This window comes from Flagellimonas pacifica (genome assembly GCF_900215465.1).
Taxonomy (GTDB): domain Bacteria; phylum Bacteroidota; class Bacteroidia; order Flavobacteriales; family Flavobacteriaceae; genus Flagellimonas; species Flagellimonas pacifica.
Map to the genome: position 1 here is coordinate 65144 of NZ_OBEH01000009.1, position 14496 is coordinate 79639.

The window sequence follows — 14496 nt, forward strand, 5'->3', positions numbered from 1 at the left end:
GCCTTATTGCTAGATTTTGAAGAAAGAATCGACAAATTCATACTTATTGAAGACCTGAAGGTCTTCGATACCTTCACCAACTCCAATATACTTTACCGGTATCTGAAATTGGTCAGAGATTCCAATGACCACCCCACCTTTAGCAGTACCGTCCAATTTGGTCACTGCTAAGCTGGTTACTTCGGTTGCCTTGGTAAATTGTTTAGCTTGCTCAAAGGCATTTTGCCCCGTGGAACCATCCAAAACCAATAATACATCATGTGGAGCATCTGGAACTACTTTTTGCATTACCCTTTTTACCTTGGAAAGCTCATTCATCAAGTTTACTTTGTTGTGCAATCTACCTGCTGTATCAATTAAAACCACATCGGCATTATCCGCCACGGCTGAATTTAGGGTATCGAAGGCAACAGAAGCGGGGTCGCTTCCCATTTTTTGTTTTATAATAGGAACATCCACACGCTTGGCCCAAACTTCCAACTGATCAATGGCTGCAGCCCTAAACGTATCCCCTGCTCCCAAAACCACTTTTAAACCTTGATTTTTGAATTGGTTGGCCAATTTTCCAATGGTAGTGGTCTTACCTACACCATTAACGCCAACCACCATAATTACATAAGGTTTTTTATCTGTAGGAACGGTAAACTCTGAATCTTCACCAACATGGGTTTCAGAAAGTAATCCGGCAATCTCCTCCCTTAAAATGGTATTGAGCTCTTCCGTGCCCATGTACTTATCTGTGGATACACGTTCTTCTATACGCTCAATAATTTTAAGAGTGGTATCCACACCAACGTCGGAGGTAACCAAAACTTCCTCCAAGTTATCCAAAACCTCATCATCCACTTTGGATTTACCGGCAACAGCTTTGCTCAATTTGCCAAAAAAACTGGTTTTTGACTTTTCGAGACCTTTATCCAAGGTCTCCTTTTTATCTGAAGAAAATATTTTTTTAAAAAGACTCATATGCATTCATCATCAATGGCCAAAGATAGGAAAGTAAGGGGAGTTTTGTTAAATCCAATTTCAGTTTACCCTTCAAAAAGATTAAATTTTAAAACAAAAAAAGCCGCTTTAGAGCGGCTTTCAATTTTTTATAAGAAGGATTGGTTATTTCTTATTTAACCAATCGTTTACCAATTCTGGTGACATTACCGACTCTACAAATGTATAAGCTCCTGTTTTAGGAGATTTTACCATTTTGATGGCCTTTGTCAATCTTTTTGAACTTCCTTGAAGTGTTGCTACCGTCTTCTTTGCCATGGCCTAATTTATTTTATTTCTTTGTGAATGGTCATACGCTTAAGAATAGGATTGAATTTCTTAATCTCCATTCTATCTGGCGTGTTTTTCTTATTCTTAGTGGTAATGTACCTTGAAGTACCTGGCATACCAGACTCCTTGTGCTCTGTACACTCTAAAATAACTTGAATTCTATTTCCCTTCTTTGCCATTGTATCGTACTTAAAATCTTATTCTACCTATTTCTTGGAATTGATTTCCTTTAAAACAGCAGAGATTCCTTTTTTATTGATGATCTTCAATCCTCTTGAGGAAACATTAAGAGTCACCCAACGATCTTCTTCTGGAATATAAAATCTCTTTTTAGAGATATTTACATCGAATCTCCTCTTGGTTTTATTAATAGAAAAGGAAACGTTGTTTCCAAACATTACCTTTTTTCCTGTAACTTCACAAATTTTGGACATCTCCCTAACTTTTGAGTGATTTTATTGAGGCTGCAAATTTATAGCATTTTAATGGGACGCACAAAATTCTTTTTTAGAAATTTAAAATTTCTTTTAATAAGAGTTCAAATGCCTTATTCACGGACCTTTGTACTATGCGTTCCCTGCTATTTCCCATAGTGAATTTCTGGGCAAATGTACGCTTTGGAGTACTAATGGCAATATATACTGTTCCAACATCAGCATTAGAATCGCCTTTTGTTGGACCTGCATTACCTGTTGTTGCAATTGAAAAATCCGTATCCAACTTACACTTTACGTTCTTGGCCATGGCCTTGGCTACTTCTTCACTTACAACTGAATGCTCGGTAATCAAATTTTCAGGAACTTCCAATAGTTCGATTTTAGCCTCAGTCGCGTAACTGACTATACTTCCTTTAAAATAAGTTGATGCTCCTGGAATAGCCGTGATTTGCTCAGCAATCTTGCCTCCAGTGAAGCTTTCTGCGGTAGCCAATGACATATTTTTTTGAACCAGTAACTTACCAACTTGGTTTTCTATCGTTCCTTCTTCCTCTTCTCCGTAGATAATATCTCCAATCAGCTTATACAGTTTTTTTATTTCTGTTTCCACCGCATCTACTAAACTTTGTTTATCTGCTCCCTTGGCAGTAAGTCTCAATCTAACACGTCCTAAATTGGGAAGATAGGCTAGCTTAACAAAGCTCGGAAGATTATCTTCCCAGTTTTCAATTTTATCCGCTATGGCACTTTCTCCCATTCCATAGGTCATTATAGTCCTATGAAAAATATGCGGGCGGTCATATTCGCTTATAATTTTTGGCAATACCTGATCTTGAATTAGATACTTCATCTCAAAAGGTACGCCCGGCAAGGAAACATATGCTGTATCGCCTTTTTTCATCCAAAGTCCTGGTGCGGTTCCATTAGCGTTGTGCAAAACCGTCGCCTTTGAAGGCACCAGTGCTTGTTTTCGGTTCAAATCTGAAATAGGAGTTGAAATGTACTTTTTAAATAGTTCTTCAATATGCTCTAACACAGCATCATCTTGAACCAGCTTATCATCAAAAAACTGACACAAAGTATGTTTAGTGACATCATCTTTGGTTGGACCCAATCCACCAGTAATTATAACTACGGATGACCGTTTTCCTGCAGTCGCCAAAGCATCCAAAATATGGTCGCTGTCATCCTGTATAGAGGTAATCTGATAGACCGAAACGCCAATCTTGTTAAGTTCTTTGGAAATAAACGCAGAATTGGAATCCACAATCTGCCCAATGAGAATTTCATCCCCAATGGTGATGATTTCGGCTTGCATTTATAAATTGAAGTCTTTTTGTAATTCGGATATCACTTGTAGAACATCTTTTTTTAGCAAAGGGAATTTCTGTTCAATTTCCTCCATGCTGGTAGAACTCTTCCCTAATGTTTCTATCTCAAGTGCTGTAGCCCGGGTCTGTTCCATTCCCAATAAATCCACATTTGGTTTTATTTTATGGGCCAACTTGTACACGTTTTCATAATCCCTTTCATTGATGGCTTTTTCCAAGTCTTCCAAATCTGCAGGGACTTCTTCCAAAAATACAGAAACAACAGAGGTTATGAAATCTTGGTCTCCTTCCGCCATTTCATTTATCTTGTCGAGGTTGTAAATCATTATCTCACATTAATTTCAAATAGCTGCTCTCCTTCGAGTATACCAGAAAGGTAATCATTTGGACTTACTTTACCAACCCCGGCAGGAGTCCCTGTGAACAGAATATCGCCCTTTTTAAGGGTAAAATAGGTCGAAACATAGGAAATAAGTTCGTCTATCTTCCACAGCATCAAGGAAGTATTGCCATTTTGCACATTTTCCTCATTTTTTAACAAGGAAAACCCCAGTTTGTCAACGCTTTCGTACATATCTTTGGAAGTCCACTTACCAACAACGGCTGAGCCGTCAAATCCCTTAGCTTTTTCCCAAGGCAATCCTTTGGCTTTGAGTTTAGATTGAAGGTCTCTTGCCGTGAAGTCTATTCCCAATCCTATTTCATCATAATATTTGTGTGCGAATTGTTCAGAAATGTGTTTGCCCACTTTTTTGATCTTGACCAATACCTCAACTTCATAATGTATTTCTTCCGAAAACTTTGGGATATAAAAATCTTGTTCTTTAGGCAAAATGGCCGAATCTGGCTTTATAAAAACAACAGGTTCCGTTGGGCGTTCATTTTCCAACTCTTCAATATGGGCAGCATAGTTTCTGCCGATACATATCAGTTTCATAGTGCAATATTTAATTTTTCTTCTAAGACAGCTTATTGTTCAACTTGCTGAGTTTAATTTGGGTAAGCACTTTCTTGGTATACAGAGGAAAATCTGCATTTAAAATCCAACCAAAATAACCAGGTTCTGCCTCCATAACTTCATCTACAGTTTTGCCCTTGTGCTTGCCAAAGGAAAAGATAGGTTGTTTATTCTCATCCAAACCTATAAATCCTGCAAAATCCAATGATTGTTTTCGGGTAGTGAACTCTGATAGTTTTTTAACGTTGTTCTCCAACTCTGGGTATCTATCCAATTGCGCCAATAATACTTCGTAGGTAGCCAGAGTATCTGCTTCGGCACTATGGGCGTCATCAAGGTTTTTATCGCAATAAAATTTATATGCTGCACCCAATGTTCGCTTCTCCATTTTATGGAAGATGGTCTGCACATCCACAGAAACCATGTTTTTCATATCAAAATCAACTTCTGCGCGTAACATTTCTTCTGCCAAAAGTGGTATATCAAACCTATCAGAGTTAAATCCTGCCAAGTCACTATCCTTTATCATTTTATAGATTTCTTTGGATAGCTGCTTAAAGGTTGGCTCATTGGCCACCTTGTCATCAGAAATACCATGCACGGCAACAACGACTGGCGGAATAGGCATCTCTGGGTTTACCAGCCATGTTTTGCTTTCTTTGTTTCCGTTGGGAAAAATTTTAAGAATTGAGATTTCAACAATTCTATCTTTGGCCACATTGGTTCCCGTAGTTTCTAAATCGAAAAAACAAATGGGCTTGCTAAGTTGTAATTGCATAGGTTTATTTTATCTTGATTTGGAGAATACCCATGCCAATAATTCCGGTTCGGCAAATGCATTGTCCCAACTGTTATGGCCAATACCTGGATAAACGGAATATTTTACATCGATATCTATTTTTTTCATTGCTTTCACCATACCAGCAGAATACTTCTCGGGAACTACTTGGTCCTCATCACCATGAAATACCCACCAATCGGGTTTAGCTAGTTTTTTGCTAATTAAAGGGTTTGCTCCTCCGCAAATGGGAAAAGCTGCTGCAAACATTTTAGGGTTTCGTCTTACAAGTTCAAAAGTCCCCATACCTCCCATGGAAAGTCCTCCTACATAGATTCTATTTTCATCGACCTTATAACTCTGCTTAAGGTTCTTTAAAAGGTTTTCCAACAAAATCATATCTTTAGTAGGCTCAGGGTCTTCGTAAAAAATGAACTCTCTATTAGGATACCTTCCTTCAGAATCTACCTTAGCCCAAGAGCTATTTGCCGCACATTGTGGAAAAACAACTATTGCTTTATACTTTTCCCTTACCTCATCTTTCAAAAACAAACTAGATCCGTGAACCAGTTGGGACTTGTTATTATCTCCTCTTTCTCCAGAACCATGCAAAAAAAGTAGTAAGGGATACTTTTGGGAAGAATCATAGTCTTTGGGCAGCAAAATTCGATAAGGCATTGTTTGCCCGTTTTTTTCAAAAACTTTTTTCTGATACGCGGAAAGGTCCTGTCCCTTCATATTTGTACAAGACAATAATAAAAGGCTTACACCCCAAGAGGCTAAAAACTTCATGAACTGATGAATTTGATTAGACCTCTAAATTAAGAATAGTGGAAAGAATAAAAGTGATTTTAATGTTAGATTTCTCTATTAATATCCCAGGCTTCAAGATAATCTGCCACGGTTTTTACAAACATTCCCCCCAAAGCACCATTGACCACTCTGTGGTCATAGCTATGGGAAAGAAACATTTTACTTCGGATCCCTATGTATTCTCCTTGATCTGTTTCTATGACCGAAGGTATTTTTCTAATAGCTCCCAATGCCAAAATACCTACTTGTGGCTGATTTATGATTGGGGTTCCAAAAATACTTCCGAAGGAACCTACATTGGTAACTGTATATGTACCGTCTTTTATCTCATCTGGCTTCAATGCATTATTTCTTGCCCTATTTGCAAGATCATTCACAGTCTTGGCCATACCGACCAAGTTTAGCTGATCTGCATTCTTAATTACAGGAACGATAAGGTTCCCATCTGGAAGTGCAGCTGCCATTCCTAGATTTATATTTTTCTTTTTTATCACCTTGTCCCCATCCAACGAAATATTGATCATGGGGTACTTTTTTAAAGCTACGGCTACGGCCTCCATGAATATTGGGGTAAAGGTCAACTTCTCCCCTTCTCTTTCTTCAAAGGCCTTTTTATGTTTATTTCTCCAATTAACCACATTGGTCACATCCACCTCAACAAAACTTTGCACATGTGCAGAGGTAGATATGCTATCCACCATATGCTGGGCAATCAATTTACCCATTCGGGTCAATGGAATAATTTCATCTCCATCTGATACTGGAACAGGAGCAGCTTTTAATTGTTGTGTAGGTTGTTTTGGAGTTTCAGCCTTAACATTGGTTGTTGGTGCTTCAGTAGTTACAGGTGCTACCTGTATTGATGTGCTTCCATTTTTGGAGCGATTTTCCAAAAATGCTTTGATATCATTTTTAGTGACCCTACCTTCTTTACCTGTCCCTACAATAGCCTCAAGCTCATCCATAGAAATTCCTTCTTCTTTTGCAATATTCTTCACCAACGGAGAGTAAAAGCGCTCGGAGCTTGAAAAATCTTGTACTGGAGGAGCAATTGTTTCTTTTAGTTGGGCGATTTGGGATTCTATTTCAGCTACCGGAGCTTCCACAACATCCTCAACCGCTTCAACAGAGTCAGCGCCATTTGAACTGACTTCGGCAGAACCATCCGTTTGTATTACCGCAACTACCTCCCCCACTTTTATGACATCATCAACGTTAAATCGTCTTTCTAGCAATACGCCTTCCACCTCACTAGGAACCTCAGAATCCACTTTGTCCGTTGCAATTTCAAAAACTGCTTCGTCCAATTCTATGGTATCTCCTATTTCCTTTAACCAAGTGGTCAATGTTGCCTCAGCAACACTTTCTCCCATTTGCGGTAATTTCAATTCAAATTTTGACATATTCTTATTTAACGAAGTGATATCGACTTATATTTTGCAAAAATACTAAAGAAATCCACTTTTTATTAATTTATATGTATTATTTCTCTTCTAACTTGCCTTTATGGAGTTTTCAAAAGGAACCCTGTTCAGGATACTCCTACCCAAAGTGACCTCATCGGCGTATTCCAATTCATCTCCTACCGAGATACCTCTGGCAATGGTAGAAGTGGTAACATTTAAGCCTTCCAATTGCCTGTAGATATAAAAGTTGGTCGTATCGCCTTCCATTGTTGAGCTTAATGCAAAAATCAATTCTTTGACCTCTTTTTCCTTTACACGCTGAATCAAAGAAACAATATTCAAGTCTTGCGGACCAACACCTTCCATGGGTGATATTTTACCTCCCAGTACATGATACAATCCATTAAATTGAGATGTATTTTCAATGGCCATAACGTCTCTTATGTCTTCCACCACACATACTATTGTTTCATCTCTCTTGGGGTTGGCACAAATTTCACAAACCTCAGTATCTGAAATATTATGGCAGCTTTTGCAAAAATTAACCTCACTACGCAGTTTGGTTATAGCTTCGGACAGTAAATTGGTTCTTTCTTCTGGTTGCTTTAGAAGATGCAGTACCAACCTCAACGCTGTCCGCTTACCTATACCTGGGAGCTGGGACATTTCATAAACCGCATTTTCCAAAAGCTTTGATGAAAATTCCATATTTCTTATTCTCAAACAAAATTACAATTTTACAGTTACCAATTTACTTTTGTACTTTGCAAATCAAATTCCATATATGTCCGCAACACAGATTCTATTGCTCATTGGAGCCTACTTCATTGTACTGATGATTATTTCTTATTTCACAGGAAAAAACGATTCTAATTCAGATTTTTTTAAAGCGGGCAAACAATCACCATGGTATTTAGTGGCCTTTGGTATGGTTGGCGCCTCTCTTTCTGGCGTCACATTTATTTCTGTTCCAGGATGGGTAGAAGCTTCACAGTTTAGTTATATGCAGGTGGTCTTGGGTTACTTATTTGGATATTTTGTGGTTGCCTTTGTGTTATTGCCTTTGTATTATAAACTAAATCTTACTTCCATTTATGAATATCTTTTAGAACGTTTTGGAGCTGTAAGCCATAAAACCGGGGCGTTTTTCTTTTTTATATCCCGTGTTTTGGGCGCTGCGTTCAGATTATATTTGGTGGCCATAGTTTTACAGCAATTTGTTTTTGATGATTTAGGGGTACGGTTCGAATTTACCGTGATTATTTCGATACTTCTAATTTGGATCTATACTAACCGAGGAGGAATAAAGACCATTGTCTGGACGGATACTTTGCAAACGTTATTTATGATTCTTGCGGTAATTCTATCCATTATTTTAATCAATCAGGAGTTAGACTGGAGCTTTGGAGAATTTTTAGCTTCCGAAGAGTTAAAAACCTATAACAGATTTCTTTTTACAGAAAGTTTTTTAGATCGTAATCATTTTATAAAATCCTTTGTTGGAGGAATGTTCGTGACCATTTGTATGACTGGTTTAGATCAAGATATGATGCAAAAAAACCTCACTTGCAAATCACTGAAGGATGCTCAAAAAAATATGGTGTCCTTTAGTTTTGTTTTGGTTGGGGTTACCTTTCTTTTTATGCTGTTGGGAGCTTTGCTCTATATTTTTTCAAGTAAAAACGGAATCTCCATTCCACTTATGGACGGGGAACCAAAAACGGACTTGCTATTTCCAGAAGTTGCACTAAACGGAGGTCTAGGGTTACCATTGGCCATAACATTTATGTTAGGCTTAATAGCAGCTGCCTATAGTAGCGCTGATAGTGCACTAACTTCATTGACCACATCTTTTTGTGTTGATTTCTTGAATGTTGAAAAAAGGGAAGAGGCTGAGCAGAAAAAGATAAGAAAGCGCACCCATATTGCAATGAGTGTGATGCTGATCTTGGTAATTATCGCTTTTAAATATATTCTGAGCAGAAACGTTATTGATAGTCTTTTGATTGTTGCAGGATATACCTATGGTCCTTTATTAGGGCTTTTTGCCTTTGGAATTTTCACAAAACATGCGGTTAAGGATAAATATGTATGGATTGTAACCATATTATCTGTAGTCATAATTGCTACAATCGCCAATATTCCATCTTCCTATTTAGGTGGATATGTTGTAGGTTATGAATTATTGCCATTAAATGGATTATTGACATTCTTTGGACTATGGCTCATTCGTGGTAAGAAAACTGATTAATTTTTGTATTGCCCTGTGGCCAATAATACTAGGGTACAAGCTACCTCTACTTCGATTCCAGCTTCGCGAAGCATTTGATAAAACTCAGGGTTTTCTGTTCCTGGATTAAAAATCACCCTTTTTGGTTTTATACCAAGTATTTTTTGGTAGTATTCTTGTTGCCTAACCGGGTTTAGGTACAAAGTAATGGTGTCAATATTTTGAAAATCATCTAACTTAACCTTAACTTGCACTCCAGAAACAGTTCCCTCTCTTGCTCCAAAGGCCACTGTTTCCACGTTATTGTCAACCAAACGATGGATTGCCAGATTGCTATATCTACTTGGATTTAATGATGCTCCAAAAACAAGTGTTTTAAACATTTGTTAATTTATATGTTAAACTAATTCAAAGATTGTAACTAATCAAAAAAAAACTCGTCTATTGTACGTATAAAATATATCATTGGTAAGACTGTATTTTTTATAGTTAATGGTTAGTGTTTAGTATAGCTTATCAATGTAAAAGACCCTGGTGTTTCAATATTTATTGGAAGCCAGGGTTTCTCTTTTTCAATTGATTTCACTTTTTTGTACGGTTAAGACGAAAACCCTTACAAGCAATTATAGACCTTTCCATTGTTAAAAAATGTTAAACTTATGTTTAGGTGTAACATCTTTTATCAAATGTCGTCTTGTAGACACTATCAATCAATCAAAAACAAACAAACTCATGAAAAGGGTTACACTACTTTTTACACTGCTTATATGCGGTTTTTATTCCATTAATCTATCGGCAAACAACAATTCGGAACCTCCAATAGGTTCCATTTCGGGAATTGTTGTGGACAATAGCCTTAACCAACCTGTAGCTTATGCAGCCATTGTGGTCAAATCTGAAGATGGCAGCGAGACCATAACGGGTGGAATCACAAATGAAGACGGTAGTTTTGAAGTTAAAAAGCTCCCTGAAGGTTCTTTTATCTTAGAAGTACAGTTTATAGGTTATAAGACCCACTCACAAAAACTGGTCATTACCAAAAAGAATAGAAAAGTAAATGTGGGCACCATTACACTAACTGAGGAAACCGCAGAACTTGATGAAGTTGAAGTGGTTGCCGAACGCACCACTATAGAACAACGTGTAGACAGAAAGGTAATCAATGTTGGAAAAGACTTAACAACTGCGGGAGCCACGGCATCGGACATTATGAACAATATCCCATCAGTCAACGTGGATTCGCAAACCGGTGATATTACCATGCGAGGAAACTCAAATGTAAGGGTAATGGTAGACGGTAAGCTTTCCAATGTTCCAGTAGCACAGTTACTCCGTCAAATACCATCGACCTCTATAAAATCAATAGAGTTGATCACCAACCCATCTGCCAAATACAATCCAGAAGGTATGAGTGGTATTATCAATATTGTTTTGCACAAGAATGCCAATATTGGATTTAACGGAAGCATAACCACTGGTCTTACCAAAGGTGTTGAAGCAAAATTCAACTCTTCAATAGATTTAAACTATAGGAATGGAAAGTTCAATTTTTATGGTAATTATGGTAATAACACTGGTAAATATGTAAACAACGGTAATATTTCAAGAATTGATGAAAACTCACTTCAATTGTTTGATTTCTTCAATAACAACAAATCGCATTTGTACAAGGTTGGGGTAGACTTTTATTTAAATGATAAAAACACCATTTCCGTATTTACAAATCAGAACATATTTGATGGAAAAGGAGAAGGGAATACAGCTGTCACCTACAATAACGACCCATCCCGAAACTTAACTCAGATTTTTAGAGATGTTAGTGAAAATACCAGTGAACAGTACAATTTTGACTATAAATTAGATTTCAACAAAGAAGGACACAATATAGAACTGGAAGTTGACTACAACAGGTTTGATAGTGGTCAAGATGCTGATTTTAGAACCACAGGAGCTTCGTTGTTCCCTGATTATATGGATTTTGTGGATACAGACCGTACACAAACCATCGCTAACTTGGATTACGTTAATCCTTTGGACAGTATTTCTAAATTGGAAGTAGGTCTGGAGTCCAGAAATTTTGAGACAGATGTGGATTATTCATCTACTGGTCAATCTTTCAATTCAGAAGGAAATCTGATTCCAACACCAAGCACCAATTTCTTGTATAATATGGATATCTATTCTGCCTATGCAACTTTTGGACAAACCAGGGAAAAATGGTCATATCAAGTAGGGGCTAGAATTGAAGATGTTGAAGTGAAAGCAGATGCTAATGGGACCAACGCCTTTACCGACAACTATACCGAAATATATCCTTCTGCTTTTGTTACATATAGTCCAAACGAGAAGGACCAGTTTCAAACAAGTTATAGCAGACGTGTAGACAGACCTGGCTTAGGCCAAGTAAACCCAATTAGGGAATGGGCCACTCCTTTAATATCTTCCTTTGGAAATCCAAGTCTGGAGCCTCAGTTCACCAACTCATATGAAGTAAACTATACCAGAAGAATTAAAAATGGAAGCATAACCTCTGGCATTTTCTATAGAACCATCTCTGATGAAATAAACCGGGCCGTTTACGTGGATAGACTGGATTTTAACAAGTTGATCTTAACATTTGATAATTTTGATAACACTTCTGCTTATGGTTTTGAGCTTTCCACTAATTACAAACCCGTTAAATGGTGGAGCATCAATGGAAGTTTTGACTTCTATTCCCAAACACAAAGAGGAATTACGGAAAGTTTAAGTGGCAACAGTCCAAACCCTACCGAAAATGATATTGTTGTTGAGGAAGTAGAAGTGGACAATACCGCCTGGAATTTAAGATTGAACAATAGCTTTACGGTAACCAAAAAACTTACCTTACAGGCATTTGGTTTTTATCGCGGTGAAAATAGAACGCTACAGTTCAAAATCAATCCCATGTATTTTGTAAACCTTGGAGCCCGATACAGTTTTGCACAGGGCAAGGGAACAATAAGCATCAATTATAATGATATCTTCAACACCATGCAGTTTGATTTCAATGGTGAACGTCCATATGTACAAGAAGGCGATTTTAATTGGGAAAGCAACAATCTTTATGTAGGCCTCAACTATCGCTTTGGTGGTGGTAAATACAGAGCTAAACAACGTAAAAGAAGAGATAGTAACACCAAGCAGTCCGGAGGTGGAATCTTATAGACAAGATTTGATTTTCCTTGAAAGCGTGTTGGTTGGTTAGTCTTTCAAGGTTTATCAATTAAAAACCCGGCTCTTTATGAGAGCCGGGTTTTACTTTTTGGTCAAAAATCTATAGAGTGACCATCAAAACTAGTAGTATTTTTCTTTTCCCAATACTTTTTCAATCCATCCTCACCTTGTTTCTCTGCCCAGTCAATAAGTGATTCCCTTTGATTTTTATACTCCATCATAGGCACACCCATTCCGCAAGATGTTTGAACCAAATCAATCTCAACATCTATTAACTGTCTGCCACCTGCTATGTCTGGAAAAAGATTTACATGTTCCCTCCAAAAAGAAGAATCGGTATGGTGCACAGTTGCTTTGCCATACAATCTCAATATCAAGGGAGGTCCATCAAACGCGCAGAACATTATGGTAATACGATTGGTCTTGCTTAAATGAGCAGCAGTCTCGTTGCCACTACCGGTCAAATTCAACCAAACTACCCTATTGTTGTCCAAAACCCGTAAGGAATCCAATCCCTTTGGGGATAAGTTAACAGAACCATTCTCCATGGCAGTGGCTACAAAGAAAAGTTTTTGATTCTTTATGAAATCGATAAGGGTCTCATTCAATGCAACAAGTTTTCTACCCATATAGAATTACCATTTGATAATTGCACTGCCCCAGGTAAAACCACTTCCAAAAGCAGCTAAAACCACTACATCTCCTTTTTTAATTTTATCCTGTTCCCAGGCCTCTGTCAGCGCAATAGGAATTGATGCTGCCGTAGTATTTCCATAATTCATGATATTATTGAAGACCTGGTCATTAGAAAGACCAAACTTCTTTTGAACAAACTGCGAAATTCTCAAATTGGCTTGGTGAGGAATCAACATATCTATATCCTGTGGGCCCATGTTATTAACCTGTAAACCCTCCATAATTACCTCACTGAACCTGACCACTGCATTTTTAAACACAAACTGCCCATTCATATAAGGAAAGTATGAAGTATCTTCAGGGTTTTCATCCTCAATGATATCGGTAACCCATCTTTTTCCCATGCCAGGAGCAATCAATGACAGCTCTTCTGCATGTTGCCCTTCTGAATGAAGATGTGTTGATAAAATTCCTTTTGAAGTATCCTCTTCCCGTGTCAATACAGCTGCGCCAGCTCCATCTCCAAAAATTACTGACACTCCCCTACCTCTGGTTGTCATATCCAAACCATGTGAGTGCAGTTCAGAACCAATGACCAATACATTTTTGTACATACCACTTTTAATATATTGGTCCGCAACTGATACTCCGTATACAAACCCTGAACACTGGTTTCTAACATCTAAGGCACCCACTGTCTTTATGCCTAAATCACGTTGAACAAGTACACCAGGTCCAGGAAAGTAATAATCAGGACTTAAGGTGGCAAAGACGATAAAATCAATATCATCCTTATCTATACCGGCACGCTCAATGGCAATTTTGGCAGCTTTCACCCCCATAGATGTGGTTGTATCCGTTCCTTTTACCACGTGTCTTCTTTCCTTTATTCCAGTCCGCTCCTGAATCCATTCATCACTGGTTTCCATTACTTTAGACAGATCATCATTGGTCACAACATTTTCAGGAACATAAAAACCAAGTCCAGATATTTTTGAATTGTACATATTTTGAATGCTTATATAATTAATTAAAAACTACAGGCTAGTTAATGGAAAAGTAAAAAATATATTCATAGAACTGTGGATATAATGGAAAAAATAGCTCATGTGCCCATTAAAACGATTTGCATCGTCAGTCTTAGATATGTATCGAGAAACAGCAAACATCATTTCTCAAAACATTTTAAATAGGGAACGCACTTTCAATGAAAGTGCGTTCTCAACAACCTAACCAATAAATAAACAAACTTGTTGCAGCTTGACTTTTTCATAGCAATCTTTCCACAACAATGCTAAAATAGCAATTTTGTTTAATATTTATATATAAAACTTAAACAAAATTATGTTAAAATTATATATATCCATCAAAAGATTCCTTGCAGTGTCAGTTTGTCATATTAACCACTATGGTATTTTTTTTGCCATTCATCATAAA

Annotated in this window: 16 protein-coding genes; 2 read left to right on the forward strand and 14 right to left on the reverse strand. The window is 37.5% G+C overall.

What is annotated here, in order from left to right; translation table 11 throughout:
* Positions 1-9: 9 nt before the first annotated feature.
* From ftsY to recR, 11 genes are all read right to left on the reverse strand, one after another.
* Positions 10-966, reverse strand: coding sequence for a signal recognition particle-docking protein FtsY (gene ftsY, locus CRO15_RS19355; RefSeq protein WP_097047501.1), 957 nt, complete (start codon positions 964-966; stop codon positions 10-12).
* Positions 967-1110: 144 nt separating this feature from the next.
* On the reverse strand, positions 1111-1263 hold the full coding sequence (locus CRO15_RS19360) for a DUF4295 domain-containing protein (protein ID WP_097047502.1): 153 nt from the start codon (positions 1261-1263) through the stop codon (positions 1111-1113).
* An 8-nt stretch (positions 1264-1271) separates the two neighbouring features.
* Positions 1272-1454 carry a 50S ribosomal protein L33 gene (gene rpmG / locus CRO15_RS19365; protein ID WP_053972430.1) on the reverse strand — a complete coding sequence of 61 codons (183 nt, stop codon included), beginning with the start codon at positions 1452-1454 and terminating at the stop codon, positions 1272-1274.
* 27 nt (positions 1455-1481) lie between these two features.
* Positions 1482-1709 (reverse strand): 50S ribosomal protein L28, encoded by a 228-nt coding sequence (gene rpmB, locus CRO15_RS19370; RefSeq protein WP_097047503.1) that lies wholly within the window; start codon positions 1707-1709, stop codon positions 1482-1484.
* Positions 1710-1782: 73 nt separating this feature from the next.
* The gene (locus CRO15_RS19375; RefSeq protein WP_097047504.1) at positions 1783-3030 is read right to left on the reverse strand and encodes a competence/damage-inducible protein A; all 1248 of its coding nucleotides are present in this window, start codon (positions 3028-3030) and stop codon (positions 1783-1785) included.
* Entirely contained in the window at positions 3031-3369 is a 339-nt protein-coding gene (locus tag CRO15_RS19380) for an Hpt domain-containing protein (protein WP_097047505.1), read from the reverse strand.
* Positions 3369-3980 (reverse strand): fumarylacetoacetate hydrolase family protein, encoded by a 612-nt coding sequence (locus tag CRO15_RS19385; protein WP_097047506.1) that lies wholly within the window; start codon positions 3978-3980, stop codon positions 3369-3371. The genes CRO15_RS19380 and CRO15_RS19385 overlap by 1 nt, the downstream gene beginning before the upstream one ends.
* Before the next feature lie 22 nt (positions 3981-4002).
* Positions 4003-4779 carry a 3'-5' exonuclease gene (locus CRO15_RS19390; protein ID WP_097047507.1) on the reverse strand — a complete coding sequence of 259 codons (777 nt, stop codon included), beginning with the start codon at positions 4777-4779 and terminating at the stop codon, positions 4003-4005.
* A 9-nt stretch (positions 4780-4788) separates the two neighbouring features.
* Positions 4789-5571, reverse strand: coding sequence for a carboxylesterase family protein (locus tag CRO15_RS19395; protein WP_243397032.1), 783 nt, complete (start codon positions 5569-5571; stop codon positions 4789-4791).
* Between the two features lie 65 nt (positions 5572-5636).
* Complete coding sequence (locus tag CRO15_RS19400) at positions 5637-6995, reverse strand: dihydrolipoamide acetyltransferase family protein (protein WP_097047509.1); 1359 nt, start codon at positions 6993-6995, stop codon at positions 5637-5639.
* Positions 6996-7085: 90 nt separating this feature from the next.
* A complete protein-coding gene (gene recR, locus CRO15_RS19405; protein WP_097047510.1) occupies positions 7086-7706 on the reverse strand; it encodes a recombination mediator RecR in 621 nt (206 codons plus the stop codon).
* A gap of 76 nt (positions 7707-7782) precedes the next feature.
* Here recR and CRO15_RS19410 point away from each other — a divergent pair, with 76 nt between their 5' ends.
* On the forward strand, positions 7783-9249 hold the full coding sequence (locus CRO15_RS19410) for a sodium:solute symporter (RefSeq protein WP_097047511.1): 1467 nt from the start codon (positions 7783-7785) through the stop codon (positions 9247-9249).
* Here CRO15_RS19410 and CRO15_RS19415 read toward each other — a convergent pair.
* Positions 9246-9611 (reverse strand): CoA-binding protein, encoded by a 366-nt coding sequence (locus CRO15_RS19415; RefSeq protein ID WP_097047512.1) that lies wholly within the window; start codon positions 9609-9611, stop codon positions 9246-9248. The genes CRO15_RS19410 and CRO15_RS19415 overlap by 4 nt on opposite strands.
* A gap of 349 nt (positions 9612-9960) precedes the next feature.
* On the opposite strand from CRO15_RS19415, the gene CRO15_RS19420 reads away from it, so the two are divergent.
* On the forward strand, positions 9961-12414 hold the full coding sequence (locus tag CRO15_RS19420; protein WP_097047513.1) for a TonB-dependent receptor: 2454 nt from the start codon (positions 9961-9963) through the stop codon (positions 12412-12414).
* 101 nt (positions 12415-12515) lie between these two features.
* Here CRO15_RS19420 and CRO15_RS19425 read toward each other — a convergent pair whose 3' ends face one another.
* Together CRO15_RS19425 and CRO15_RS19430 are read right to left on the reverse strand one after the other, a co-directional pair.
* Positions 12516-13052, reverse strand: coding sequence for a pyridoxamine 5'-phosphate oxidase family protein (locus tag CRO15_RS19425; RefSeq protein ID WP_097047514.1), 537 nt, complete (start codon positions 13050-13052; stop codon positions 12516-12518).
* Between the two features lie 6 nt (positions 13053-13058).
* Positions 13059-14066, reverse strand: a complete 1008-nt coding sequence (locus tag CRO15_RS19430; RefSeq protein ID WP_097047515.1) for a 3-oxoacyl-ACP synthase III family protein — start codon at positions 14064-14066, stop codon at positions 13059-13061.
* Between the last annotated feature and the right edge of the window lie 430 nt (positions 14067-14496).